Source organism: Janthinobacterium lividum (assembly GCF_034424625.1).
Taxonomy (GTDB): domain Bacteria; phylum Pseudomonadota; class Gammaproteobacteria; order Burkholderiales; family Burkholderiaceae_D; genus Janthinobacterium; species Janthinobacterium lividum.
Window position 1 is genome coordinate 4885446 of the sequence record NZ_CP139976.1, and the last position, 26945, is coordinate 4912390.

The 26945-nt window shown below is 66.2% G+C and carries 15 protein-coding genes; 12 read left to right on the top strand and 3 right to left on the bottom strand.

Annotated elements, in window-relative coordinates; translation table 11 throughout:
* Positions 1–71 precede the first annotated feature (71 nt).
* The 9 genes from U0004_RS22180 (at position 72) to U0004_RS22220 (ending at position 8478) form a co-directional block, all read left to right on the top strand.
* Complete coding sequence (locus tag U0004_RS22180; RefSeq protein ID WP_231958002.1) at positions 72–773, top strand: FadR/GntR family transcriptional regulator; 702 nt, start codon at positions 72–74, stop codon at positions 771–773.
* A gap of 21 nt (positions 774–794) precedes the next feature.
* Positions 795–1277 (top strand): hypothetical protein, encoded by a 483-nt coding sequence (locus tag U0004_RS22185; RefSeq protein ID WP_070254098.1) that lies wholly within the window; start codon positions 795–797, stop codon positions 1275–1277.
* A 228-nt stretch (positions 1278–1505) separates the two neighbouring features.
* Positions 1506–2297, top strand: coding sequence for a TorF family putative porin (locus U0004_RS22190; protein ID WP_070254099.1), 792 nt, complete (start codon positions 1506–1508; stop codon positions 2295–2297).
* A 57-nt stretch (positions 2298–2354) separates the two neighbouring features.
* Positions 2355–4439 (top strand): methyl-accepting chemotaxis protein, encoded by a 2085-nt coding sequence (locus tag U0004_RS22195; protein WP_070254100.1) that lies wholly within the window; start codon positions 2355–2357, stop codon positions 4437–4439.
* Between the two features lie 61 nt (positions 4440–4500).
* Positions 4501–5193, top strand: coding sequence for a hypothetical protein (locus U0004_RS22200; RefSeq protein ID WP_139144071.1), 693 nt, complete (start codon positions 4501–4503; stop codon positions 5191–5193).
* A 130-nt stretch (positions 5194–5323) separates the two neighbouring features.
* Positions 5324–6352, top strand: coding sequence for an acyl-CoA dehydrogenase family protein (locus U0004_RS22205; RefSeq protein WP_070254102.1), 1029 nt, complete (start codon positions 5324–5326; stop codon positions 6350–6352).
* A 1-nt stretch (position 6353) separates the two neighbouring features.
* The gene (locus tag U0004_RS22210; protein WP_070254103.1) at positions 6354–7124 is read left to right on the top strand and encodes a PIG-L deacetylase family protein; all 771 of its coding nucleotides are present in this window, start codon (positions 6354–6356) and stop codon (positions 7122–7124) included.
* A gap of 11 nt (positions 7125–7135) precedes the next feature.
* Positions 7136–7765 (top strand): class I SAM-dependent DNA methyltransferase, encoded by a 630-nt coding sequence (locus U0004_RS22215; protein ID WP_070254110.1) that lies wholly within the window; start codon positions 7136–7138, stop codon positions 7763–7765.
* Positions 7762–8478 (top strand): glycosyltransferase family 2 protein, encoded by a 717-nt coding sequence (locus U0004_RS22220; RefSeq protein ID WP_034789143.1) that lies wholly within the window; start codon positions 7762–7764, stop codon positions 8476–8478. Before U0004_RS22215 ends, U0004_RS22220 begins: the two co-directional genes overlap by 4 nt.
* A gap of 67 nt (positions 8479–8545) precedes the next feature.
* On the opposite strand, the gene U0004_RS22225 is transcribed toward U0004_RS22220, so the two are convergent.
* Positions 8546–16246 (bottom strand): putative Ig domain-containing protein, encoded by a 7701-nt coding sequence (locus U0004_RS22225; protein ID WP_167468688.1) that lies wholly within the window; start codon positions 16244–16246, stop codon positions 8546–8548.
* Between the two features lie 305 nt (positions 16247–16551).
* Between U0004_RS22225 and U0004_RS22230 the strand changes: the two genes are divergently transcribed.
* Genes U0004_RS22230 through U0004_RS22240 form a run of 3 tightly spaced genes read left to right on the top strand, consistent with a single transcriptional unit; the run spans position 16552 to position 18294 of the window.
* A complete protein-coding gene (locus U0004_RS22230; protein ID WP_231958696.1) occupies positions 16552–17148 on the top strand; it encodes a phage tail protein in 597 nt (198 codons plus the stop codon).
* Positions 17149–17178: 30 nt separating this feature from the next.
* On the top strand, positions 17179–17712 hold the full coding sequence (locus tag U0004_RS22235; RefSeq protein WP_070253778.1) for a phage tail protein: 534 nt from the start codon (positions 17179–17181) through the stop codon (positions 17710–17712).
* Between the two features lie 48 nt (positions 17713–17760).
* On the top strand, positions 17761–18294 hold the full coding sequence (locus U0004_RS22240; RefSeq protein WP_115057554.1) for a phage tail protein: 534 nt from the start codon (positions 17761–17763) through the stop codon (positions 18292–18294).
* Between the two features lie 65 nt (positions 18295–18359).
* Here U0004_RS22240 and U0004_RS22245 read toward each other — a convergent pair whose 3' ends face one another.
* Together U0004_RS22245 and U0004_RS22250 are read right to left on the bottom strand one after the other, a co-directional pair.
* Positions 18360–18653: a DUF6916 family protein gene (locus U0004_RS22245; RefSeq protein ID WP_230520887.1), complete on the bottom strand. Its 294-nt coding sequence runs from the start codon at positions 18651–18653 to the stop codon at positions 18360–18362.
* Between the two features lie 166 nt (positions 18654–18819).
* The gene (locus U0004_RS22250; RefSeq protein WP_147284985.1) at positions 18820–26691 is read right to left on the bottom strand and encodes a putative Ig domain-containing protein; all 7872 of its coding nucleotides are present in this window, start codon (positions 26689–26691) and stop codon (positions 18820–18822) included.
* Between the last annotated feature and the right edge of the window lie 254 nt (positions 26692–26945).

The window sequence follows — 26945 nt, forward strand, 5'->3', positions numbered from 1 at the left end:
GCTTCCGCAAGCCACTTCAAATTGCTCGGACCACTTTAAAACAACACCGGAAGACAGCGATGGCGACAGGCATGCAAACGCGGGGCAGGGTCGAGATGGTGATGCGCAGGCTGGAGACGGCCCTGCTGGACGGCAGCTTGCCGGCGGGTGCACAGTTGCCGGCAGAACGCCTGCTGGCGCTGCAATATGGGGTCTCGCGCAATACCGTGCGCGAAGCGGTGCAGCGGCTGGCGGCGCGGGGACTGGTGCGCAGCCGGCGCGGCGCGGGCGTGTTCGTGACGGATCAATTGCGCACGGGCATGGCTTCGCCGTGGAGCCAGCTGGTGGCCGACCACCCTGCCCTGCGCGACGACATCCTGGAATTTCGCCGCGTGCTGGAAGGGGCGACGGCCTACTTTGCGGCGCAGCGGGCCAGCGGGGACGAGCGCGCGCAGATCATGGCGCTGCTGGCCGAGCTGGAACAGGCGCGCGCCAGCGACGACAAGCACGGCGAGGCGCAGGCCGATGCACGGCTGCATGAAGTCATCGCGCAAGCGTCGCACAACACCATGTTTTTGCACCTGCACACCAGCATCATCGGCATGCTGCGCGAACACATCACCATCAATGGCACGGGCTTGCGCCAGCAGGATGACGCCACGTCGCTGCACCTGCTGTCGCAGCACCGCACCCTGTGCGAGGCCATCTGCGCCAGCCAGCCCGAGGAAGCGCGCACGGCCATGCAAAGCCACATCGATTTCGTGCGCACGCGCGTCACCAGCGACGACGATTGAGGCCACTGGTAGGACCAGTAGATGAGCACAGTGGCCGCAAAAACTGCTACTATCGCGCGCCGCCACCTGATCCATCCTGCCATGACCGTCCTCGTCCACACCCACCCGCTGGTGCTCCAGCTGGAAAACGACTTGCTGCCCCTGTTCCGCGCCGCCCTGCCGCCACTCGCGGCCGCCGTGCCCCGGGCGCTCGCCTCCGTCTTCGCCTTTTCCAGCGGTACGGCCAGCGCTTTCCAGGATTATCACTTCGGCATTTCCTGCCTGCTCGAGGACATGCCCGACGATGCCCCCGAGGAAGTCGCCCTGCTGGTCAGCGTCACGGGCCTCGGCGCCGGCGCCCGGCTGGGCGCACAGGTTGTCTGGGGCCAGCCATCGGGCCTGGTGGAAATGCAGGCCGAACTGCAGGCCGGCGACATGCCAGCCTTGCATGCGGCCCTGCCCGGCCTGCTGGCCAGCCTGCGACAGGCAGCCAGCCGTGGCGGGCCGAGTGTGACAAGCGCGTGAAAAAGTGCCAGGAAACAACAACTTACGCTTTCCGCAGCGCAACTTTGTTGACTTCCACTAGCCCCAGCCCCTATCCTTTCAGTTACGTTTGGTGAGAATGTGTGCATGTTCATGCGAGCATGCCCGCAAGCCGCCTTGCCCCCACAAAAGTCCATTCCGCATTTTTATTGCAACCATCAGGGCAACGCGCCTGGACGGCCGCTGCCAGCAAATACGGAGCTGACTGCCATGCCATCGCACCACCATTTTCCTGCAACACCCTTGCTCGGCTGCCTTCTCCTGCTGGCCGCCCTGCCCGTGCAGGCGCAGACGACGGACAATCCTGCCGCCACCTTCAGCGCCAATGCCAGCCTCACTTCGCAGTACATTTCGCGCGGCTTTCGCCAGACCTGGGGCAAGCCGGCACTGCAGGCGGGCGCCGACTACGCGCACCCGAGCGGCTGGTCGCTGGGCACCTGGGCTTCCACCGTCAGCGACCGCTATATCGAGGATGCGACCATCGAATGGGACCTGTACGGCGGCTACAGCGGCACGGTGGGAGAACTGGGCTACAGCCTGCTCGCGTATTACTACAAGTATCCGGGCGCCGTCTACCGCGCCACGGGTGTCAGGTATGACTATGGCGAACTGTCGCTGGGCCTCAGCTACAAGATGCTGTATGCCAAATACAACCATACCGTCACGCGCGACTTCTTTGGCATCACGCATGCGCGCGGCACGGGGTATCTCGACGTGGGCGCGAATGTCGACCTGGGCAATGCCTGGACCTTGAACCTGCACGCCGGCAATGGCCGGGTGGCGGGCACGGGCAATGCCATCTGGAACTGGCGCGACGCCAAGATCGGCGCCACCAGGGCCTTCGACGGCGGCTGGAACGCCAGCGCCGCCATCACGCGCGCCTGGGGCGCCACCGATGCCTACGACCATTACACCCTGGGCATCCCGAATGCGGCGGGCCAGTTCGACACGTCGAATCCCGCCGCGGCCACCGTCGTGCTGGCCGTCAGCAAGACCTTCTAGGCACGCTACCCGCGACGCCCATGACACCGATATCCCTCCCCATCAAGGAACAGCCTCATGCAACTCTCACTGAACAGTAAAATCTGCGTCGCCGCCACTGCGCTCGCCGTCCTCAGCCTGGGCGTCACGGCGGCCGTGATCGGCTACAAGAGCAGCGCCAGCGCCGAAGCGGCCGCGCTGGACCTGGCGCGCACGTCGGCGCGCGAAGTGGCCGGCGCGCTGCAGGCGCGCATCGCCAGCAACCTGTCCAGCGTATCCAGCCTGGCCGGCGCCATGCGCGGCACCAAAAGCGCAAATCTGCCCCTGCAGCGCGAACAGATCAATGAATTGACCAAGGCGACGCTGACCAGCTCGGAAGACTTGCTGGGTTCGGCCGTGACGTGGGAGCCGAACGCGCTCGACGGCAAGGATGCGGATTTCGCCAACCAGAAACCGTACTACGACGCCAGCGGCCGCTTCATGCCCTACTGGACGCGCGGTGCCGGCGGCAAGCTGCAAGTCGAACCCATCGTCTTCGACCCGAAACCGGGCGCCAACGACTGGTACGACGTGCCCAAGCGCACCGGCAAGACGTTTTTCACGGAACCGTATATCTACCCCGTCGATGGCAAGAATGTGCTGATGGCTTCGCTGGTGGCGCCCATCATGATCGACGGCAGCTTCAAGGGCGTGGCCAGTGCCGACTTCATGCTCACGCGCCTGGCGAAAATCCTTGCCGACCTGAAAGTGATCGAGGGCGGCAAGCTGGCCCTGATCTCGAACGGCGGCCTGTACGCGAGCCACCCCGTGCCTGAGCGGCTGGGCAAGAAGGCGGACGACGTGCCGGCTGCCGGCCTGGAGAAAGTGCGCCAGGGCCAGCCGTATGAATACGAGGACGACAAGGGCTACATCCACTTGCTGCAGCCGCTGCAGATCCACCCCGATATCGCCCCGTGGAGCGTGGAACTGAACTTCCCGAAAAGCGTGGCCACGGCCTCGGCGCGCGACCTGATGATCTATACCCTGATCGTCGCCCTGCTGTGCGCGGCGGCCACGGCCGGCATTTTGATCCTCGTCGTCAACCAGCTGACGCGTCCATTGCGCACCCTGGGCCGCACCATGACGGATTTGTCGAGCGGAGACGCCGACCTGCGCGTCAAGCTGGAAGTCAAGGGCACCGACGAGCTGGCCGTCATCGGCAAGGGTTTCAACGCCTTCGTGGAAAAGATCCATGCCGTGTTGCTGCAAGTGCAAGCCAGCGCCGACAACGTGGCCCGTGCCAGCGCTGAAATTGCGCAAGGCAATAACGACCTGTCGGCCCGCACGGAACAGCAAGCCAGTTCGCTGGAAGAGACGGCCGCCTCGGTGGAAGAGCTGACGGGCACCGTCAAGGAAAACGCCGACCATGCGCGCCAGGCGAATCAGCTGGCCGCCTCGGCGTCGGACGTGGCGCAAAAGAGCGGCGAAGTGGTCGGCAAGGTGATCGAAACGATGACCTCGATCAATGATTCGTCGAACAAGATCGTCGATATCATCAGCGTCATCGACGGCATCGCCTTCCAGACGAATATCCTGGCCCTGAACGCGGCCGTGGAAGCGGCGCGCGCGGGCGAACAGGGGCGCGGTTTCGCCGTCGTCGCCACGGAAGTGCGCAACCTGGCGCAGCGCTCCGCGGCGGCAGCGAAGGAAATCAAGCTGCTGATCGACGATTCCGTGGGCAAGGTGGCCGTCGGCAGCAAGCTTGTCGATGAGGCGGGCGCCACCATGGAACAGGTGGTCGACAGCGTACGCAAGGTGACCGCCATCATGGCCGACATCAGCGTCGCCACCACCGAGCAAAGCGACGGTATCGCGCAAGTGAACCAGGCGCTGGCGCAGATGGATGGCGTGACGCAGCAAAACGCGGCCCTCGTCGAGGAAGCGGCAGCGGCCGCCGAAAGCCTGCAAGACCAGGCCAGCCATCTGGCCGAGGTGGTCAGCGTGTTCAAGCTGGGCGCGCAGCAACAGGCGGCGCTGCCGGCAGTGAAGACAGTGGCTGCGCCGCGCACGCCGCCAGCCGTCAAGGCGCCGCCGCCAGGCAAGCGCCTCGCCTCGATCAAGCCGGCGCCAGCGGAAAGAACGCAAGCCAAGACCCCGGCAGGCGATGACTGGGAAGGGTTTTAAACCGGCCTTTCCTGCCGGCAGCGAGTTACTCTTGATTTAAATCAAGTCACGAATACATTCGGTGAGAATTGCCCCTCATCCATCCTTTTATACTGTTGCCGCGCTCACGGCACGCATGCTTGCCGGAATAAAAGGATGGGGCATGAAAAAAATAGTGGCAGTCTTATTGGCATCAAGCACCGCATTGCTGGCAGGTTGCGGCGGTGGCGGCGGCAGCGGCGATGCAGGCAATTCCAATGCTGGATCGGCGCTGACTCCCTATGTCGGTACCTGGCAAGCGCCATGCGATGGACACGAGCGCGAGATCATGGTCGTCGCAGCCAAAGCCGATGGCAGCGGCGCCATGGAACTCAGTTCCACCACCGAAATCTATCTCAAGACCGGCTGCGGCGGCACCTTGCTGGGGACGGAAACCATGACGGCAAAGATCAGCGCGACACCGGATGGCGTGGTCGACGTTTTGGTCAAACTGACGGAAAATGGTGCCGCGAGCAACGTGCGCATCGACAAGCTGAACCTGTCCATTCCCGCCTATGCATTCAACGTCACGGGCCCTGGCGTGCAATACGTGAAGAAAGATGGCAAACAGCAATGGTGCATCGAATATGAAGGCGGCTCCACCTGCCTGCTCGACGAAGGCATGCGCCCGGCGCAAACCATCAAAGGTGGCATCGTCTTGCGCGACAACAACCTCTACACCTTCTCGCATAACGGCACCGCTTATGAACCCGACATGCTATATGTAAAAAAATAAGCGCGTAACTTGCTGCGGAGCCCGTGGCCCCGCAGCTTCAGCGCCTCGGGGCCGTTAGCGAACATATGTGTAGAACCGAACATACATTGCGAAAATAGAAAGCTATTCTGTTGAAAAACAGGAGCTTGCCATGTCGCCCACCGCCTTTACGCTGCCATCCCACGCCGAGCTGACCGCCTTGCTGCGGCCACACGATAGCACTTTCTCCCCCGTCGAAGGCTTGCGCCGCTTGCGCGAGGCGGGACTGGACCAGCTGCCCCTGCCCGGCCACGGCGCCACTCTGCAGCGCTGGCAAATGCTGGCCGCCATCGCCGCCATCGACCTCTCCCTGCTCAAGCTGTATGAAGGCCATACCGATGCGCTCGCCATCCTGGCGGAAATCGATGGCCCCGGCGTGCCGGCCGGCAGCTGCTGGGGTGTCTGGTGTGCGGAAATGCCGGGCGCGCGCGTCCGCTTGCAGCAGGCAGCCGATGGCCGCTATGTGCTCGATGGACGCAAGGCATGGTGTTCCGGCGCGAATGGCCTCAGCCATGCCTTGATCAGCTGCTGGAATGAGGACGGCCAGGCTTGCCTGGCCTCCGTGGCCCTGTCGCAGCCGGGTGTGCACGTCACGGACGAAGGCTGGCAAGCCGTCGGCATGCTCGCCTGCGCCAGCGTCGACGTGACCTTTTCCGCCGCGCGCGCCTTTCCCGTGGGTGCGCCGGGCGCGTATCTGCAGCGCCCCGGTTTCTGGCATGGCGGCGCCGGCATCGCGGCCGCCTGGTATGGCGCGGCCTGCGCCGTCGCCAGCCACCTGCATGCGCGCGCGCAGCACGCCGCCCCCGATCCCGTCCGCCTGGCGCAACTAGGGAAAATCGATTGCGCGCTGCGCGCCGCCGGCGCCCTGCTGCGCGAAGGCGCCGCCGAAATCGACGCACAGCCGCAGCGCGACGTCATGGGCCTGGCGCTGCGCCTGCGCCTGGCGGTGGAAGATGCCGCCACCCTGGTCCTGCACCTGGCCACGCGCGCCCTCGGCGCCGGCCCCCTGTGCCGCGATGCCCGCTTCGCCCGCCTGGTGGCCGACTTGCCCGTCTTCCTGCGCCAAAGCCATGCGGAACGCGATCAGGCCGTGCTGGGCGGCATCGTCGCCGGTGCCGAAGACCATCCCTGGGCGCTCTGACATGCCCGCCCATCCCGATACGCATGCGCGCCGCATCGAAGGCCGCGGCACGCCGGACGACGTCTGGCTATCCTGGCCGGGGCTGAGCGACATCCCCGCCATCGGCGCCCACACACTGGTGCCGCCGGGATCGCGCGCCGTCATCGTCGCACCCCATCCCGACGATGAAATCCTCGCCTGCGGCGGCTTGCTGCAGCTGCTGGCGGCGCAGGGCAGCGAACTGCTGTTCGTCGCCGTCACCGATGGCGACGCCAGCCACCCGGGCTCCCCACTCTGGCCGCAGGAACGCCTGCGCCGCGTGCGTCCGCAGGAATCCGCGCAGGCGCTGCAGGTACTGGGGCTGGCGTCGCCCGCGTGGCTGCGCCTGCACCTGCCCGATGGCAGTGGAGAAGCCATGATGCCGCAGCTGAGCACGACCCTGGCCACGCAGCTGCGTCCCGGCGACACGGTGTTTACCACCTGGCGCCTGGATGGCCACCCGGACCATGAAGCCTGTGGCTGGTCCTGCGCTGCGGCATGCTCGGCCAGCGGCGCCACCCTGGTGGAAATGCCCGTCTGGGGCTGGCACTGGGCCGCGCCCGGCGATGCGCGCGTACCATGGCACCGCGCGCATCGCCTGCCATTGCCGGACCCGATCCTGCAGCGCAAGCGCGCCGCCCTGCGCTGCTTCGCCAGCCAGATGGATGCCGATCCGTCTACCGGCCGTCCCGCCATCGTGGCTGGCGATGCCTTGCAGCGCCTGCTGCACGCCTGCGAAGTGTATTTTCTATGAATGCCTCGTCCATGCCAGACGACCAGCGCGGCAGCTATTTCGAGCAGCTGTACCGCCAGGATGCCGACCCGTGGCTGGTGCGCCAGCGCTGGTACGAGGAGCGCAAGCGGGCCCTGCTGCTGGCCAGCCTGCCGCAGCAGCGCTACCGCCACGCGTATGAACCGGGCTGCGGCAACGGCGAATTGACGGTCGAACTGGCACGGCGCTGCGAGCGCCTGCTGGCGGCCGATCTCTCGGCCGAAGCGTTGCGCCTGGCCCGCCAGCGCCTGCAGGACGCGGAACAGGATGCGCATGTCACCCTGGCACAGCACCGGCTGCCGCAGGACTGGCCGCGCATCCCGCCCGGTGCCGGGAAATTCGACCTGATCGTCTTCAGCGAGATCGCCTATTACCTGTCGCCGGAAGAACTGGCGCGCGTGGTCGAACACAGCATCGCCAGCCTGGCGCCCGGCGGCAGCATCGTCGCCTGCCACTGGCGCGCGCCGTTTGCGCAGCGCATCATCTCGACCGTGCGCGTGCATGCGGTCTTCCAGGACGCGCACGGTCTGCACCGGGTGCTGCGCCACGAAGAAACCGACTTCCTGCTGGAGATCTGGTCGAACGATGCGCGCTCGGTGGCGCAACGCGAGGGCTTCGCATGATAGGCGTGGTCGTTCCCGTACATGACGAGGAAGCGTGCCTGGGCGACTGCCTGGCGGCGCTGCGCTTTGCCGCCACCTGCCCGCTGCTGTCTGGCGAAGCCGTCAGCATCGTCATCGTGCTCGACGCCTGCAGCGACCAGTCGCAGCGCATCGTGCTGGCGCACGCCATGCAGGCAGACCTGCGCTGGCGCCTCGACTGCATCGCCGTCAATGCCCATAACGTGGGCGCCGCACGCGCCGCCGGCGCGCAGCTGCTGCTGCAGCAAGGCGCACGCTGGCTGGCATTTACGGATGCGGACACGCGCGTCTCGCCCTCCTGGCTGAGTACCCAGCTGGGCTTGAACGCCGATGCCGTCTGCGGCACGGTGGCCGTGGACGACTGGTCGCCGCACGGGGCAAACGCCGATGCGCTGCGTGAACACTACGCCCGCACCTACACCGATGCCGACGGCCACCGCCACATCCATGGTGCCAACTTCGGCGTACGCGCCAGTGCCTACCTGCGCGCCGGCGGCTTCGCGCCATTGGCTTGCAGCGAAGACGTGGCCATGGTGGCGGCCCTGCAAGAATCCGGTGCGCACATCGCCTGGAGCGCCGCGCCGCGCGTCACGACCAGTGCCCGCCGCCATGCCAGGGCACGCGGCGGCTTTGGCGACACCTTGCTGCAGGTGGTGGCGGCGATGGAACAGTCCCCGCTCCTCACGCTGACATAGCCAAAAAAAATCGCCGGACCGGATGGACTCCGGGCCGGCGATCAGGGCTGGCCTGAAAGCTAACTGATTACTTGAGCGGCATGGCAATGCCGAACATCACCGACTGGCTACGCCCGCTATCCATGTTCAGATTGCTGTTGTAGTCCAGCGTGATGGTCATGCCGTTCGACAGCAGCAGCTTCACGCCCAGTCCCGCCGTCCAGTTGCCCGTCTGCTGCGGCACCGTGCGGATCACGTACACGGGGCCGTCGGCCGCCAGGTCGGCATAGGCCAGGCGCGCATCATCGGCGCCCTGGAACTGGTGCCGGTACTCGAGCCGCGCACGCGGGAACCACGTGCCCAGGCCGCCCACATAGATGCCCTCGGCCCGCACGCCCAGCGCGCCGATGCGCGAACGCACCGTCTGCTTGAAGTAGCTCAGCGCGTTGATGCCCGCCGCTTTCTCCGTGTACGGATCGAGCTTGGCCGACATCAGTTCCACCCGGCCATACGGCGACCACATCCACGTTTCCTGGCGCATCTCGATGCCCCCCACCAGCGCGCCGAACACTTGCTTGCCGTCGCGTTCACCGGTGGCGAAACCGCTGCCATCGGTAAGGTAGCGCGATGCATCATATTGCAGGGTACCGTAGCCGAGCACGCCGTCGAGGAAGACGCCCTTGCTCGGACGCAGGCTGCCATACACGGCCGCCACGGCGCTGTCGGCCGTGCTGCGGCTGCCGTTCTGGCCCACGTCGCTGCGGTCATGGCTGAAGCCGGCGCCCACGCCCAGGGTCGCCAGGTCGCTGAGGCGGTAATCGCCACCCACGCTCACGCCGTTGGTGCGGAAACGGAAGCCCGTGTCGCGGCCATTCACATAGTGCTGGCCAAAGTCCACCGCGCCGCCCAGCCACAGCGCCAAGGCCTGCTTCTGCGTGTCCGGACGCTGCGGCATGTCCGGCAAGCCGTTCGTGGCGCCGCTAACATCCACCTGTTGCCGCTCGCTGCTGAAACCGGCATCGGGCTGGCGCAGGGAAGCCTTGCGCATGAACGGTTTCACGGCCGTGCCGAACACGCGGTCCGCTTCCTGCTCCTGCCAGCGCGCCAGCGCCGCCGTCGGGTTGCCGCTGTCGTTCGGCGGCGTCAGGCTCAGGCCAAAGCTGGAACGTCCCCAGCCGTCGCCATGCAGGCTTTCCAGGCGCTGCGTGAAGTTCGACAGCTGCGCACTGGCGAAACGCCGCGCCGCATCGGCTTGCGCCGCCTGCAAGCCGATCACTTCCGGATCGACCGACGGATCGCGGCGCGCCGTCACCGTCACGTTGACCACGCCCGGCTTCGAGGTGGCAAAGGCATTGCTCAGGGTATAGCTGACCACCGCTGCGCCGGCAAACTTGCCCGAGGCCGCAAAGCTCAGCTGGTACGACGGCTTGCCGGCCGTGCCCACGTCGCGTACCACCGCCTTGCCCGCCTCCGCCGGCGCCACGCTCAGTACATTCGCCGCCGTGAACGGACCGCCCGTGGCGCCCGCCGTCAGGTCCACATTGACCGTCAGACCGGCCACCACCGTGGCGCTCTGGCTGGCCACCTGCGGCATCGGATTGACGGAAATCGTCGACGTCACCGGCGCCGAGGTGCCGAACACGTTCGACACGGTGTAGCCGATGCTGATCTGGCCGCTGGTATTGATGCCTGGCGTGTAGACGATGTCCATGCCATTGACCACTGCCGTGCCGCTGGCCGGCTGCGTCGTGATGGCCACGGCCGTGAACGGGCCACCCGTGGCGCCTTGCGTCACGGGCAGGGTCACCGGCGTGCCGGCCAATACCGTGACCGTCTTGGCGACAGGTACCGGCACCGGCTGCGGCGCCACCGTCACACTGACCGTCGCGGGCGCGGACGTGCCGCCCGGCCCAGTCGCCGTGTAGCTGAAGGCGTCAGGACCGAAGTAGTTCGCATTCGGCACATACGTCACCTTGAAGGAGCGGCCGCTGCCGCCCCCTGCCGCGCCGCTCGCCACCACCGTGACGCGCCCATGCTGCGGCGGCGTGACGATGGTCACATCGGTGATCGGGCTGCCATCCGTGGAAGCGATGGTCAGGCTCACTTCCTGGTTGGCCGAGGTCGTCGCCGTTTCATTCGGCACCGGCGGCGGCGCCTGGTTCACTTGCAGGGTCAACGCTTGCTGCACCGTGAACTGGTGCGCGTCCTTCGCTTGCAAGGTGAAGTTGTAGCTGCCCGCCACCGTCGGCGTGCCGCTGACGATGCCGGTCGCCGCATTGAGCACCAGGCCCGTTGGCAAGGCGCCGCCGCTCACGGAGTACGCATACGGCGCGATGCCGCCGGCCGCCGTGAATGTCTGGCTGTAGGCATCGCCGGCACGGATTGGCGCCAGGCTGGCCGGCGTCAGTGTCAGGACCGGTGCCGCCACTGCCAGGGTATAGCTGTTGCTCGCGCTGAATGGCGCGCCCACGCCTGTGCTGCTATCGGTGACCTTGATGCTGAACGGGAAGCTGCCCGCCACATTCGTCGTGCCGGACAGTACGCCCGTGGCCCCGTTCAGGCTCAGGCCAGCGGGCAAGGTACCGCTGCTGACGCTGAAGGTGTACGGCGCCGTGCCGCCCGTCGCCGAGAGGGTCGCGCTGTAGGCCTCTTCCGCCGTTGGATTGGACAAGGTGGCTGGCGTCAGGCTGACCGTCGCCGAAGACACCACCAGGGTATAGCTTTGCGTGCCGGTAAACAGATGCGCATCGGCCGCCTGCACGGTCAAGGTAAAACTGCCGGCTGCCGTTGGCGTGCCGCTCAGCAAGCCGCTGCTGCTCAAGGCGAGGCCCGCTGGCAGGCTGCCGCCCGACACCGTGTAGGCATAGGGAGCGACGCCGCCGCTGGCCGACAGTGGCTGGCTGTACGCCGTGGCCACTGTCGCCGCCGGCAAGGTGGCCGGCGTGAGCGTGATCGTCGGCGCGGAAACGGCCACCGTATAACTCTTGCTCGCGCTGAACGGCGCACCCGCGCCCGTGCTGCTGTCGCTGGCGCGCAGGCTGAAAGTAAAGCTGCCGGCCACATTCGTCGTGCCGGACAGCACACCCGTGGCAGTGTTCAGGCTCAAGCCGGCAGGCAGGCTGCCGCTGGTCACGCTGTAGGTGTACGGCGCCATGCCGCCCGTCGCCATGACGCTGACGCTGTAGGGGGTTTCCGCCACGGGATTGGGCAAGGTGGCCGGCGTCAAGCTGACCGTCGGCGCGCCCACGGTGACTGTCACGGTGGCCGGCGCCGAGGTGCCGCTGGCATTCGTGGCCGTATAGGTAAAGCTGTCGCTGCCGCCGTAGCCGGTCGTCGGCGTATACGTGATGCCGGTACCGCTGGCCGTCGCCGTGCCGTGAGCGGGTAGCGATGCCACTGCCACGGAGGCCGCCGCGCCGCCGCCCAGGTTCAATGGAACCGGGTTGGCGCTGCTGCCGTAGGCCACCGTCGTGGTGACGGCGCCGGCCACGGGCACGGCGATCGCCACCGTGCCGGAATAGGCATGCACGCCTGTATACGGTCCGCTGCCGGTGCTGCTGTCCGTGGCGGTGATGCTGAAGCTGTAGGCGCCCGCCACCGTCGGCGTGCCGGACACGGTACCGTCCGCCGCCAGGCTCAGGCCTGTCGGCAGGCTGCCAGCCGTCACGGCATAGCCATACGGCGCCGTGCCGCCCGTGGCGGTGACGCCCTGGCTGAAGGCGACGCCGGCCGTCATGGCTGGCAAGGCCGCCGGCGCGATGCTGATCGCCGGTACCGCCACCGTCAGCGAATAGGCGCGCACGCCCGCATATGGACCGCTGCCCGTCGAACTGTCCGTGGCCCGCACGGTGAAGTTGAAGGTGCCGCCCGCCGTTGGCGTGCCAGCCAGCAGACCGGCATTCGACAGGCTCACGCCGGCCGGCAAGGCACCGGCGCTGATCGCGTAGGCGTACGGTGCCAGGCCGTTCGCGGCCGTCAGGGTCTGGCTGTAGGCCGTGCCGACTGTTGCACCAGCTACGCTGGTTTGCACAATCGTCACGGTCGGCGTGCCCACCGTGATGCTCACGGTGGCCACCGCCGAGGTGCCGATGCCGTTGGTGGCCGTGTAGGTAAAGCTGTCTGGCCCGCCATAACCGGCCGTCGGCGTATATGCAATGCTGGTGCCGCTGGCCGTCGCCGTGCCATGCGAGGCGCCGGAGGACACGCTTACCGAGGTCGCCACACCGCCGCTCAGGCTCAAGGCGATCGGGGTGGCGCTGCTGCCGTAGGCCACCGTGGCGCTGACATTGCCGGCAATGGGCGCACCCGGTGCCACGCTGCCGGAATAGGCGCGTGAGCCCGAGAAGGGAGCGCCTGCGCCGGTGCTGCTGTCGGTCGCGGTGACGGTAAAGCTGTACGCGCCCGCTGCTGCCGGCGTGCCGGACAAGGTGCCGTCCGCCGCCAGGCTCAGACCCGTCGGCAAACTGCCCGCCGTGACGGCATAGTTATATGCTGCCGTCCCGCCGGTGGCGGTAATGGCCTGGCTGAAAGCGACGCCGGCCGTCATTGCAGGCAAGGCAGGCGGCGCTACCGAGATCGTTGGCGCCGCCACCGTCAGCGAGTAGGCCTGCGTGCCGGCATACGGGCCGCTGCCCGTCGAACTATCCTGGGCGCGCACGGTGAAATTGAAAGTGCCGGCAGCCGTCGGCGTGCCTGACAGTATCCCGCCGCTGGACAGGCTGAGGCCTGCCGGCAAGGCGCCTGCGCTGATCGTGTAGGTGTAAGGCGACGTGCCGCCCGCGGCCGTCAGGGTCTGGCTGTATGCCGTGCCGACTGTTGCGCCCGACACGCTGGTTTCCACGACAGTTACCGTTGCCACGCCCACCGTAATGGTCACGGTGGCCGGCGCCGAAGTACCGACGATATTGGTGGCCGTGTAGGTGAAGCTGTCAGGGCCGCCATAGCCGGCCGTCGGCGTGTAGGTGATGCTGGTGCCGCTGGCCGTCGCCGTGCCGTGCGAAGCGCCGGAGGCGATGGCCACCGAGGTCGCCGTGCCGCCGCCAAGTGACAAGGTGATCGGGGTGGCGCTGCTGCCGTACACCACCGTGGCGCTGGAACCACCCGCAACTGGCGCACCGAAATAGGTGAACTGGTCCGCCGCGCCGGTGGCGCTGGTACCACCCGCCGTGGTCACGCGCACATCCACCGTGCCCGTGCCGCTTGGCGCCGTCGCCGTGATCTGCGTGGCGCCGTTGACGGTGAAGCCAGTGGCCGCCGTGGCGCCGAACGTCACGGCAGTCGCACCGCCCAAATTCGAGCCCGTGATGGTGACCGTGGTGCCGCCGGTAGCAGGGCCCGTGGCAGGCGAAATACCGCTCACCGCCGGTGCGGCCACATACGTAAACTGGTCCGCTGCACTGGTGGCGCTGGTGCCGCCAGCGGTGGTGATGCGCACGTCCACGGTACCCGTGCCTGCGGGCGCCGTCGCCGTGATCTGCGTGGCGCTGTTGACGGTAAAGCCGGTGGCCGCCGTGGCGCCGAAGGTCACGGCTGTCGCGCCGCTGAAATTCGAACCGCTGATGGTGACCGTGGTGCCGCCGGTAGCCGGACCGGCCGTCGGCGAAATGCTGCTGACCACCGGTGCCGCCACATAGGTATATTGATCGGCCGCGCTGGTGGCGCTGGTGCCGCCCGTCGTGGTGACGCGCACGTCCACCGTGCCCGTGCCGCTTGGCGCCGTCGCCGTGATCTGCGTGGCGCTGTTGACCGTAAAGCCGCTCGCCGCCGTGGCGCCAAACGTCACCGCCGTGGTGCTGCTGAAGCCCGTACCCGTGATGATGACGCTCGTGCCGCCGGTGGCCGGACCGGCTGTCGGCGAAATGCTGCTGACCGCAGGCAGCGTCACGTAGGTAAATTGATCGTTGGCACTGGTGTTGCTGGTGCCGCCCACCGAAGTGACGCGCACGTCCACCGTGCCAGCGCTGCCGGCCGGCGCCGTGGCCGTGATCTGCGTGGCGCTGTTGACGGTGTAGCCGGTGGCCGCCGTGGCGCCGAACGTCACGGCTGTCGTGCCGCTAAAATTCGAGCCGGTGATGATGACCGTGGCGCCACCGGTCGTAGGTCCTGAAGTGGGCGAAATGCTGCTCACCACCGGCCGTGCCACATAGGTAAATTGATCGGCGGCGCTGGTGGCGCTGGTGCCGCCCGCCGTAGTGACGCGCACGTCGACCGTGCCAGCGCTGCCGGCTGGCGCCGTGGCCGTGATCTGCGTGGCGCTGTTGACCGTGTAGCCGGTGGCCGCCGTGGCGCCGAAGGTCACCGCCGTGGTGCTGCCAAAACCCGTGCCGGTGATGGTGACGGTGGTGCCGCCGGTGGCCGGGCCGGCCGTGGGCGAAATGCTCGTCACCGTCGGTACCGCCACAAAGGTGTACTGGTCCGCCCCGCTGGTGGCGCTGGTACCGCCCGTCGTGGTGACGCGCACGTCCACCGTACCGGTACCGGCAGGCGCCGTGGCCGTGATCTGCGTGGCGCTGTTGACCGTGAAGCCGGTGGCTGCCGTGGCGCCGAAGGTCACCGCTGTAGCGCCGGTAAACCCCGTGCCCGTAATGGTGACGCTCGTGCCACCAGCGGCAGGACCTGCCGTGGGCGAAATGCTGGTGACCGTTGGCGCAGGAATATACGTGAACTGGTTGGCAGCGCCGGTGGCGCTGGTGCCGCCAGTCGCGGTGACGGTCACGTTCACGGTGCCAGCACTACCGGAAGGCGACGTGGCGGTTATGGTCGTGGCATTGACGACGGTGACGGAGACGCCATTATTGGCGCCAAACTTCAGCGCCGTAACGCCCGTAAAGCCGGTACCAGTAATGGTGACGGCCGTGCCGCCGGTCGCAGGGCCGGATGCAGGCGACACGCCGGTGATGGTCGGCGGCGGCTGGGCGTTGATCACCAGGGAATAGCTTCTGGACGTGTTGTACGGTCCATTGCCGCCCGTGACATCCGTCGACTTGATCACAAAGTTATAGGTGCCCAGGGCGCTCGGCGTACCCGATAACAAGCCGCTGGAGGACAGGCTCAGGCCAGGCGGCAAACTGCCCGACTCCACCACATAGGTAAAGGGCGCAGTGCCATTCAAAGTGGACATCTGCTGGCTGTAGGGCGCCGACAGCCCGCCGGCCGCCAGGGTGGTGGGCGTGATGGACAAGGTAGGGATGGCGACCGTCACGGAATAATTCTTGATGACTACCTGCGGCGTGCCTGCCGTCGAATCGGTGACCTTGACGCCAAATGCAAAGGAGCCGGTAGCCGTCACGGTGCCGGAAATCACGCCGCTCGACGACACGGTGATGCCAGGTGGCAAGGTGCCTGAATCAAACGCGTAGGCATAGGGGGCCACGCCGCCGCTCGCCGACATGCCCTGGCTGTAGGGCACGCCAATCACGGGTGCCGTCAAACTGCCGGGCGCCACGGTGAAGGCAGCCGCCGCGGGCAAGACGGTCACCGTGAAAGTGATCTCTCCTTGCGACTCATCGAGCAGCACAAACGTATCGGACAGCGCGCCATCTCCATTATTGGTATAGGTCGCCTTGTTGTCCTGATTGTTGGTGAGGCCGGTAATCGTGCCGTGCAATGCCGTGGCGGCATTATCGTTCAGGCCAAAAGTATTGCAGCTCGACAGATCGATGATGTACGAGGCACCCGAGGCAACTGTAAAACTCTGATTCGGAGGGCAGATAAGGCTCGGGCCTGCCGCCTGCGCGGGCGTGGCGCCGAACGCCAGCATCAGCAGGCACAACGAAGCAAGCCAGTGCACGAAACGGCCGGATACTGGCAGCCTCTCAGCGGCACTGTTTGGCATTCGCCCCTTGTTTCCGGCAAAAAAGGCAAGCAGGAAAGAAAGTGCCGGACGGGCGCCAATATCGTTGCAAATACGCAACATAATTTCTCCAATACAGTGTTTTTTAAATAAAAAATGCACATGAATTCAGGCTGCAAGCGATGCCTATCCAGGCTCTTCTACAGTGCCAACAGATGTTGACGCTTGCCATATGACAACGTATGCTAACCCGAGATTTCAATAAAGTAACTATAACAAAAAGGGTTTTTTAAAACGCAATATTGGTTGCAAATGGAAAATATTTCCAATTTGAAATTCAATTGCATTCCAACCGTGGGAGAACGATGATGGCTGATGTGTATCTAGGACAAATCATGATGGGCGGCTTCAATTTTGCGCCGCGTGGATTTGCGGCATGTAACGGGCAATTGCTGCCCGTTGCGCAAAATCAGGCGCTGTTTGCACTGCTGGGTACCTATTACGGCGGCAATGGCAGTACGACCTTTGCCTTGCCTAACTTGCAAGGCAGTACCCCTGTCGGTGCGGGTAGTTCTGTCGATGGCGCCTGGCAACCTTCCCCCTACCCGATCGGCACCCGAGCGGGGACCGAGGCTGTCACCTTGATATCGACACAGATGCCCCCGCACACGCATGCGGCCAATACGGTAACGACGCCCGGCACGTCGAAAAATCCCACGAATACCCTGTTTGGCGGCAGCGGCGCGGAATCCATCTATGGTTCGGCCGGGCCGCAAGTTACCCTCTCCAACCAAACCCTGGCGTTGACCGGCGGCAACCAGGCGCATAACAATATGCAGCCGTTCTCGGTCATCAACTTCAATATCGCCTTGAGCGGTATCTTCCCGTCGCGCAACTAACGAATCAGCCAATTCTTACGGAGCATAGTCATGACCACACCCTATGTCGGCGAAATTCGCCTGTTTGCCTTTCCCCGCATTCCCAGCGGCTGGTTCGCCTGCGACGGCAGCCTGAAACCGATCGCCAATAATGAAGTACTGTATACCCTGCTGGGCACCACCTACGGCGGCGACGGCGTCAACACTTTCGCCGTGCCCGACCTGCGCGGCCAGGTTCCCCTGCATATGGGCACCGGTCCCGGCCTGACCAACCGGCCCATCGGGCAACGAAGCGGCAGCGAATCGGTGACCTTGCTGGCAACCCAGCTTCCTTCGCATACGCACCCGTTCAATGTGAACAGCACCCTGGCGACGGCGAATGTGCCAGCGGCCAACCTGCTGCTGACGGCCCCGTCGAATAACGACAAGATGTACACCAGCGACCTGACCGGCCTGACCGCCTATGCACTGGCAACCACCGCCACGGGCGCGACAGGCGGCACCCTGCCGCACGAGAACACCATGCCCACCCTGACAGCGTCATTTTGCATCGCATGGGCAGGCATTTTCCCATCGCAGCAATAGCAGCCGGCAAGCCAGCGCAGCCCATAAAATCGATCAGGAGAACCTACCGTGACAACACCATACCTTGGCGAGATACAAGTCTTCGGCTTCAATTTCACACCCTACGGGTGGGCCAGCTGCAATGGCGCCACCCTGCAAATCCAGCAATATAGCGCCCTGTTTTCCTTGATCGGCACGCAGTATGGGGGGAACGGGACCACCACCTTCCAGCTGCCCAACTTCACGGGACGCGCGCCCTGCAGCCAGGGACAAGGACCGGGCCTGACACCGCGCGTGATGGGCGAGACCTTCGGCAGCAACAGTGTCTCGTTGAACGTCACGGAGATCCCGAATCACACCCATCAACTCAATGTGTACCGCCAGCCCACGGCCGCCCTGCAGCACAACACCCCGCTCGCTGGCGATGGCTTGATTGCGCTGGGCGGCACGTCCGCATTCGTGCCGACGACGCCACCCAATGTCACGCTGTCCCCGGCCGCGATCGGTACTGCCGGTGGCGGCCAGCCGCACGAAAACCGCCAGCCGATGCTGGCGGTCAATTTCTGCATCGCCCTGCAAGGGGAATTCCCGTCGTTTGATTAAGTTTGATGCATCCAGGCAGGCGGCGCCATCGCGGCGCCCGCCTTGCCCCTCTCCCCGTACCGGCCTCAGTTAAACACTGCCTGGTACAGGAAGCCGTGGCTGTCACGCGCCACCGGCACCAAAAAGATACCCACTTCGCCAAACGCATCATGCTGCATCTGGAAGATTTTCTGGCTGAACAGGATGGGAGAGCTATTGTGAAACAGCAGGCTGAACGGCTTGCGCATCAAGCCCTCCAGAGTTGCTGACGGCAGCGGGCGCACTTCCTTCAGGACAAAGGCGGCATTCCCGTCACCGGCCGCAATAAACGTCTCGTTGACGCGCGCGGCAAAATGTTCGATGGTCAGGACATTCATCATTCCAGATATTCCATTCCGTAAGCAGTGTGGTAAAGACGATGCCTGATTCTAATGGAATCATTGCCGCCCTGGCACGGCAATGACATGAAAAACCAGACGTCATATGCACCGCGGGGCGGGAGCAAGCTGCTCCCGCCCCGCGGCGTCACCTCCTTGAGCCGTAGCGCTACTTGAGCGGCATGGCAATACCGAACATCACCGACTGGCTACGTCCGCTATCCATGTTCAGATTGCTGTTGTAGTCCAGGGTAATGGTCATGCCGTTCGACAGCAGCAGTTTGACGCCCAGTCCCGCCGTCCAGTTGCCCGTCTGCTGCGGCACCGTGCGGATCACGTACACGGGGCCGTCGGCCGCCAGGTCGGCATAGGCCAGGCGCGCATCATCGGCGCCCTGGAACTGGTGCCGGTACTCGAGCCGCGCACGCGGGAACCACGTGCCCAGGCCGCCCACATAGATGCCCTCGGCCCGCACGCCCAGCGCGCCGATGCGCGAACGCACCGTCTGCTTGAAGTAGCTCAGCGCGTTGATGCCCGCCGCTTTCTCCGTGTACGGATCGAGCTTGGCCGACATCAGTTCCACCCGGCCATACGGCGACCACATCCACATTTCCTGGCGCATCTCGATGCCGCCCACCAGCGCGCCGAACACCTGCTTGCCGTCGCGTTCACCCGTGGCGAAACCGCTGCCATCGGTAAGGTAGCGCGACGCATCGTATTGCAGGGTACCGTAGCCGAGCACGCCGTCAAGGAAGACGCCCTTGCTCGGACGCAGGCTGCCATACACGGCCGCCACGGCGCTGTCGGCCGTGCTGCGGCTGCCGTTCTGGCCCACGTCGCTGCGGTCATGGCTGAAGCCGGCGCCCACGCCCAGGGTCGCCAGGTCGCTGAGGCGGTAATCGCCACCCACGCTCACGCCGTTGGTGCGGAAACGGAAGCCCGTGTCGCGGCCATTCACATCGTGCTGGCCGAAGTCCACCGCACCGCCCAGCCACAATGCCAAGGCCTGCTTCTGCGTGTCCGGGCGCTGCGGCATGTCCGGCAAGCCGTTCGTGGCGCCGCTGACATCCACCTGTTGCCGCTCGCTGCTGAAACCGGCATCGGGCTGGCGCAGGGAAGCCTTGCGCATGAACGGTTTCACGGCCGTGCCGAACACGCGGTCCGCTTCCTGCTCCTGCCAGCGCGCCAGCGCCGCCGTCGGGTTGCCGCTGTCGTTCGGCGGCGTCAGGCTCAGGCCAAAGCTGGAACGTCCCCAGCCGTCGCCATGCAGGCTTTCCAGGCGCTGCGTGAAGTTCGACAGCTGCGCGCTGGCGAAACGCCGCGCCGCATCGGCTTGCGCCGCCTGCAGGCCGATCACTTCCGGATCGACCGACGGGTCGCGGCGCGCCGTCACGGTCACGTTGACCACGCCCGGCTTCGAGGTGGCAAAGGCATTGCTCAGGGTATAGCTGACCACCGCTGCGCCGGCAAACTTGCCCGAGGCCGCAAAGCTCAGCTGGTACGACGGCTTGCCGGCCGTGCCCACGTCGCGCACCACCGCCTTGCCCGCCTCCGCCGGCGCCACGCTCAGCACATTCGCCGCCGTGAACGGACCGCCCGTGGCGCCCGCCGTCAGGTCCACATTGACCGTCAGGCCGGCCACCACCGTGGCGCTCTGGCTGGCCACCTGCGGCATCGGATTGACGGAAATCGTCGACGTCACCGGCGCCGAGGTGCCGAACACGTTCGACACGGTGTAGCCGATGCTGATCTGGCCGCTGGTATTGATGCCTGGCGTATAGACGATGTCCATGCCATTCACCGCTGCCGTGCCGCTGGCCGGCTGCGTGGTAATCGCCACTGCCGTGAACGGCCCGCCCGTGGCGCCTTGCGTCACGGGCAGGGTCACCGGCGTGCCGGCCAATACCGTGACCGTCTTGGCGACAGGTACCGGCACCGGCTGCGGCGCCACCGTAACACTGACCGTCGCGGGCGCGGACGTGCCGCCCGGCCCAGTCGCCGTGTAGCTGAAGGCGTCAGGACCGAAGTAGTTCGCATTCGGCACATACGTCACCTTGAAGGAGCGGCCGCTGCCACCGCCCGCCGCACCGCTCGTCACCACCGTGACGCGCCCATGCTGCGGCGGCGTGACGATGGTCACATCGGTGATCGGGCTGCCATCCGTGGAAGCGATGGTCAGGCTCACTTCCTGGTTGGCCGAGGTCGTCGCCGTTTCATTCGGCACCGGCGGCGGCGCCTGGTTCACTTGCAGGGTCAACGCTTGCTGCACCGTGAACTGGTGCGCGTCCTTCGCTTGCAAGGTGAAGTTGTAGCTGCCCGCCACCGTCGGCGTGCCGCTGACGATGCCGGTCGCCGCATTGAGCACCAGGCCCGTTGGCAAGGCGCCGCCGCTCACGGAGTACGCATACGGCGCGATGCCGCCGGCCGCCGTGAATGTCTGGCTGTACGCGTCGCCGGCACGGATTGGCGCCAGGCTGGCCGGCGTCAGTGTCAGGACCGGTGCCGCCACTGCCAGGGTATAGCTGTTGCTCGCGCTGAATGGCGCACCCACGCCTGTGCTGCTATCGGTGACCTTGATGCTGAACGGGAAACTGCCCGCCACATTCGTCGTGCCGGACAGTACGCCCGTGGCCCCGTTCAGGCTCAGGCCAGCGGGCAAGGTACCGCTGCTGACGCTGAAGGTGTACGGCGCCGTGCCGCCCGTCGCCGAGAGGGTCGCGCTGTAGGCCGCTTCCGCCGTTGGATTGGACAAGGTGGCTGGCGTCAGGCTGACCGTCGCCGAAGACACCACCAGCGTATAGCTTTGCGTGCCGGTAAACAGATGCGCATCGGCCGCCTGCACGGTCACGGTAAAACTGCCGGCTGCCGTTGGCGTGCCGCTCAGCAAGCCGCTGCTGCTCAAGGCGAGGCCCGCTGGCAGGCTGCCGCCCGACACCGTGTAGGCATAGGGAGCGATGCCGCCGCTGGCCGACAGTGGCTGGCTGTACGCCGTGGCCACTGTCGCCGCCGGCAAGGTGGCTGGCGTGAGCGTGATCGTCGGCGCGCCGACGGTCACGGTATAACTACTGGTGGCGCTGAACGGCGCACCCGTGCCCGTGCTGCTGTCCGTGACCTTGATACTGAACGGGAAACTGCCCGCCACATTCGTCGTGCCGGACAGTACGCCCGTGGCCGCATTCAGGCTCAGGCCAGCGGGCAAGGTACCGCTGCTGACGCTGAAGGTGTACGGCGCCGTGCCGCCCGCTGCCGTCAGCGTCGTAGTGTAGACCGCTTCCGCCGTTGGATTCGGCAAGGTGGTCGGCGTCAGGCTGACCGTGGCCGAGGACACCACCAGGGTATAGCTTTGCGTGCCTGTGAACTGGTGCGCATCGGCCGCCTGCACGGTCGCGGTGAAATTGCCGCCCGCCGTTGGGGTACCGCTGAGCAGACCACTGCTGCTCAGCGTCAGGCCCGCAGGCAGGCTGCCGGCCGACACCGTGTAGGCATAGGGAGCGACGCCGCCGCTGGCCGACAATTGCTGGCTATACGCCGTGGCCACTTTCGGCGCCGCCAGCGAACCTGGCGTCACCGAGATTACGGGGGCAACCACTATCAAGGTATAGCTGTTGCTGGCGCTGAACGGTGCCCCCGCGCCGGTGCTGCTGTCCGCGACCTTGATGCTGACAGGGAAGCTGCCGGCCACATTGGTCGTACCGGACAACACGCCGGTGGCCGCATTCAGGCTCAGGCCGACAGGCAAGGTGCCGCTGGTCACGCTGTAGGTATACGGCGCCGTGCCGCCCGTCGCCGCCAGGGTTGCAGTGTAGGCTGCCTCCGCCGTCGGATTGGGCAAGGTGGCCGGGGTCAGGCTGACGCTAGGATTGCCTACTGTGACCGTCACTGTGGCTGACGCAGACGTGCCGCCGGCATTGCTGGCCGTATAGGTAAAACTGTCTGGCCCGGCATAGCCTGCCGTCGGCGTGTAAGTGATGCTGGTACCGCTGACCGTCGCCGTGCCGTGGCCGGCGGCGGAGGCCACCGCCACCGACGTCGCCGTACCGCCGCTCAGGTTCAGGGTGATCGGATTGGCGCTGCTGCCATACGCCACCGTCGCGCTGACGGCGCCGGCAATGGGCACGCTAGGCGTCACCGTGATCGTCACGACGGCAGCCGCCGACGTGCCGCCACCATTGCTGGCCGTGTAAGAGAAGCTGTCCGGCCCGGAATAACCTGCCGCCGGCGTGTAAGTGATGCTGGTACCGCTGACCGTCGCCGTGCCGTGGCCGGCGGCGGAGGCCACGGCCACCGATGTCGCCGCGCCGCCGCTCAGGTTCAGGGTGATCGGATTGGCGCTGCTGCCATACGCCACCGTCGCGCTGACGGCGCCGGCAACGGGTACGCTGGGCGTTACCGTGATCGTCACGATGGCTTCCGCCGACGTGCCGCCACCATTGCTGGCCGTGTAGGAGAAGCTGTCCGGCCCGGAATAACCTGCCGCCGGCGTGTAAGTGATGCTGGTGCCGCTGACCGTCGCCGTGCCGTGGCCGGCAGCGGAAGCCACCGCCACCGACGTCGCCGCGCCGCCGCTCAGGTTCAGGGTGATCGGATTGGCGCTGCTGCCATACGCCACCGTCGCACTGACGGCGCCGGCCACTGGGGGCGCCACCACCACCGTGACGGAGTAGGCGCGCGACCCCGTGTAAGGTCCGCTGCCACTGCTGCTGTCGGTCGCGGTGACGGTGAAGTTATATGGCCCCGCTGCCGTCGGCGTGCCGGACAAGGTGCCGTCCGCCGCCAGGCTCAGGCCCGTCGGCACGCTGCCGCCGGTGATGGCATAGCTATACGGGGCCGTGCCGCCGCCGGCGGCAATGCCCTGGCTGTAGGCGACGCCGGCTGTCATCGCCGGCATCACCGTTGGTGCCACCGTGATCGTCGGCGCAGTGACAGTCATCGAGTAGGCGCGCGCGCCGGAATACGGGCCGCTGCCCGTCGAACTGTCCGTGGCCCGCACGGTAAAGTTGAAGACGCCGCCCGCCGTCGGCGTGCCCGACAATACGCCGGTGGCAGCATTCAAGGTCAGGCCGGCCGGCAAGGTGCCGGCGCTGATGGCGTAGGTGTACGGCCCGGTGCCGTTCGCGGCCGTCACGCTCTGGCTGTATGCGCTACCCACGGCTGCCGCAGGCACGGTGCTTGGCGCAATCGTGATGGTGGGACCGCCGACCGTGATCGTCACGGTGGCGGGCGCCGAGGTGCCGATGCCGTTCGTAGCCGTGTAAGTGAAGCTATCCGGCCCGCCGTAGCCGGCCGTCGGCGTGTAGGTGATGCTGGTACCGCTGGCCGTCGCCATGCCGTGCGAGGCAGCGGAGGCCACAGCCACCGACGTCGCCGCGCCGCCGCTCAGGTTCAGCGTGATCGGGTTGGCGCTGCTGCCATAGGCCAGGCTGGCGCTGACGGCGCCGGCCACGGGCGCGCCGGCCGCTACGGTGACGGAATACGCGCGCGAACCCGTGTAGGGGCCGCTGCCGGTGCTGCTGTCGGTGCCCGTGACGGTGAAATTGAATGGTCCCGCCGCCGTTGGTGTGCCCGACAGAGTGCCATCCGGAGCCAGGCTCAGGCCCGTCGGCAAGCTGCCGCCGGTGATGGCATAGCTATACGTGGCCGTGCCGCCGGCGGCGCTGATGGACTGGCTGTAGGCGACGCCGGCCGTCATGGCCGGCATGACCGTCGGCGTGATGCTGATCGTTGGTGCTGCCACCGTCATCGAGTAGGCGCGCGCGCCAGAGTATGGGCCGCTGCCCGTCGAACTGTCCGTGGCGCGCACGGTAAAGTTGAAGACGCCGCCCGCCGTCGGCGTGCCCGACAGCACGCCAGTGGAGGCATTCAAGGTCAGGCCGGCCGGCAAGGCGCCGGCGCTGATGGCGTAGGTGTATGGCGCGCCACCGTTCGCGGCCGTCACGCTCTGGCTGTATGCGCTACCCACGGCTGCCGCAGGCACGGTGCTTGGCGCAATCGTGATGGTGGGGCCGCCGACCGTGATCGTCACGGTGGCGGGCGCCGAGGTGCCCACGCCGTTGGATGCCGTGTAGGTGAAGCTATCCGGTCCGCCGTAACCGGCCGTCGGCGTGTAGGTGATGCTGGTGCCGCTGGCCGTCGCCGTGCCGTGCGAGGCAGCGGAGGCCACGGCCACCGACGTCGCCGCGCCGCCGCTCAGGTTCAGCGTGATCGGGTTGGCGCTGCTGCCATAGGCCACGCTGGTGCTGACATTGCCGGCCACGGGAGCGCCGGCCGCTACGGTGACGGAATACGCGCGCGAACCCGTGTAGGGGCCGCTGCCGGTGCTGCTGTCGGTCGCGGTGACGGTGAAGTTATACGGCCCCGCTGCCGTGGGCGTGCCCGACAGAGTGCCATCCGGAGCCAGGCTCAGGCCCGTCGGCAAGCTGCCGCCGGTGATGGCATAGCTATACGTGGCCGTGCCGCCGGCGGCGCTGATGGACTGGCTGTAGGCGACGCCGGCCGTCATGGCCGGCATGACCGTCGGCGTGATGCTGATCGTTGGTGCTGCCACCGTCATCGAGTAGGCGCGCGCGCCAGAGTATGGGCCGCTGCCCGTCGAACTGTCCGTGGCGCGCACGGTAAAGTTGAAGACGCCGCCCGCCGTCGGCGTGCCCGACAGCACGCCAGTGGAGGCATTCAAGGTCAGGCCGGCCGGCAAGGCGCCGGCGCTGATGGCGTAGGTGTATGGCGCGCCACCGTTCGCGGCCGTCACGCTCTGGCTGTATGCGCTACCCACGGCTGCCGCAGGCACGGTGCTTGGCGCAATCGTGATGGTGGGGCCGCCGACCGTGATCGTCACGGTGGCGGGCGCCGAGGTGCCCACGCCGTTGGATGCCGTGTAGGTGAAGCTATCCGGTCCGCCGTAACCGGCCGTCGGCGTGTAGGTGATGCTGGTGCCGCTGGCCGTCGCCGTGCCGTGCGAGGCAGCGGAGGCCACGGCCACCGACGTCGCCGCGCCGCCGCTCAGGTTCAGGGTGATCGGGTTGGCGCTGCTGCCATAGGCCACGGTGGCGCTGACGGCACCGGCCACGGGGGCGCCGGCCGCGACGGTGACGGAATACGCGCGCGACCCCGTATAGGGGCCGCTGCCGCTGCTGCTGTCGGTCGCGGTGACGGTGAAGTTATACGGCCCCGCTGCCGTGGGCGTGCCGGACAGGGTGCCGTTCGCGGCCAGGCTCAAGCCCGTGGGCAGGCTGCCGCCAGTGATGGCATAGGTATAGGTGGCCGTGCCGTTCGCCGCAGTGATGCCCTGGCTATAGGCAAGACCGACTGTCATTGCCGGCATGACCGTCGGCGCGACGGTGATGGTTGGCGCATTGACCGTCAGCGCATAAGCGCGCGTGCCATTGGCAGCCAGCGAGTCCGTGGCCCGCACGGTGAAATTGAACGTGCCTCCCGCCGTCGGCGTGCCAGACAGACTACCGGCGCCGGACAGGCTCATGCCTGCAGGCAAGCTGCCAGCCGTCACCGCGTAGGTGTAGGGCGCCGCGCCGCCCGTCGCGCTCAAGGCCGTCACAGGATAAGCCTGGGCCACCGTCGCAGTCGGCACGGTGGCAGGCGACAGCACGATGGCGGAAGTGATCGTGACGTTGTACACGATGGGCTGCGCCACATCGTCCTTGACGGTGAAGGTATCGGAGGTCGCGCTGAGATTCGTATTCCTGTAGCGCACGGCATTCGTCTGGTTCGAATCCTCCAGCGTGCCGTGTTGCGGCGGCACCAGGGTGCCCGTCAGGCCGAAGGGGGAACAAGCCGAATTGGAATAATCCTCGTAATACTCTTGCCCCGCCACCACGCTGATGTTGCGCGGACTCGGGCAGGCACTGGCGGCGGAAGCCTGGCTGGAAAAGAGGGATAGCAAGACAAACAGCAGGGTTCCCGCCAGGCGCATCAGCCACGATGGCAGCAAGCCTTGGACAGGCGGCGCGCCATGGGCCCTGGCAATGAAGCCATCAACACTCCGGACAGGCGTGGATAGCCATCCAAATTTCGTGAAATTTAGAAACATTTGTCTTCCCTCAATACATTTATCTTGGCGCTGGAGCTATTGCAGATAACGGTCAAGGCAAACCTGCACGCCGATGACAACTACCGTCAACAGGACTCAAGGTGGCTTCCCAGCATGATTAAACCTTGCTTTAAGTCAATCTATGCTACTACGGCTTACAAAGAAAGCAACTATAAAATATTATCAAATAGGGAAGTTTTTTAATAAAAATCAATTGCTATTAAAATAGTGTATTTATTCAACAACAATTATGG

What these genes read in the sequence shown, in the direction of transcription:
- U0004_RS22180 (WP_231958002.1), top strand. Translation starts at nt 72, where the DNA reads ATGCAAACGCGGGGCAGGGTCGAGATGGTGATGCGCAGGCTGGAGACG.
- U0004_RS22185 (WP_070254098.1), top strand. Translation starts at nt 795, where the DNA reads ATGAGCACAGTGGCCGCAAAAACTGCTACTATCGCGCGCCGCCACCTG.
- U0004_RS22190 (WP_070254099.1), top strand. Translation starts at nt 1,506, where the DNA reads ATGCCATCGCACCACCATTTTCCTGCAACACCCTTGCTCGGCTGCCTT.
- U0004_RS22195 (WP_070254100.1), top strand. Translation starts at nt 2,355, where the DNA reads ATGCAACTCTCACTGAACAGTAAAATCTGCGTCGCCGCCACTGCGCTC.
- U0004_RS22205 (WP_070254102.1), top strand. Translation starts at nt 5,324, where the DNA reads ATGTCGCCCACCGCCTTTACGCTGCCATCCCACGCCGAGCTGACCGCC.
- U0004_RS22210 (WP_070254103.1), top strand. Translation starts at nt 6,354, where the DNA reads ATGCCCGCCCATCCCGATACGCATGCGCGCCGCATCGAAGGCCGCGGC.
- U0004_RS22215 (WP_070254110.1), top strand. Translation starts at nt 7,136, where the DNA reads ATGCCAGACGACCAGCGCGGCAGCTATTTCGAGCAGCTGTACCGCCAG.
- U0004_RS22220 (WP_034789143.1), top strand. Translation starts at nt 7,762, where the DNA reads ATGATAGGCGTGGTCGTTCCCGTACATGACGAGGAAGCGTGCCTGGGC.
- U0004_RS22235 (WP_070253778.1), top strand. Translation starts at nt 17,179, where the DNA reads ATGACCACACCCTATGTCGGCGAAATTCGCCTGTTTGCCTTTCCCCGC.
- U0004_RS22245 (WP_230520887.1), bottom strand. Translation starts at nt 18,653, where the DNA reads ATGATGAATGTCCTGACCATCGAACATTTTGCCGCGCGCGTCAACGAG.
- U0004_RS22250 (WP_147284985.1), bottom strand. Translation starts at nt 26,691, where the DNA reads ATGTTTCTAAATTTCACGAAATTTGGATGGCTATCCACGCCTGTCCGG.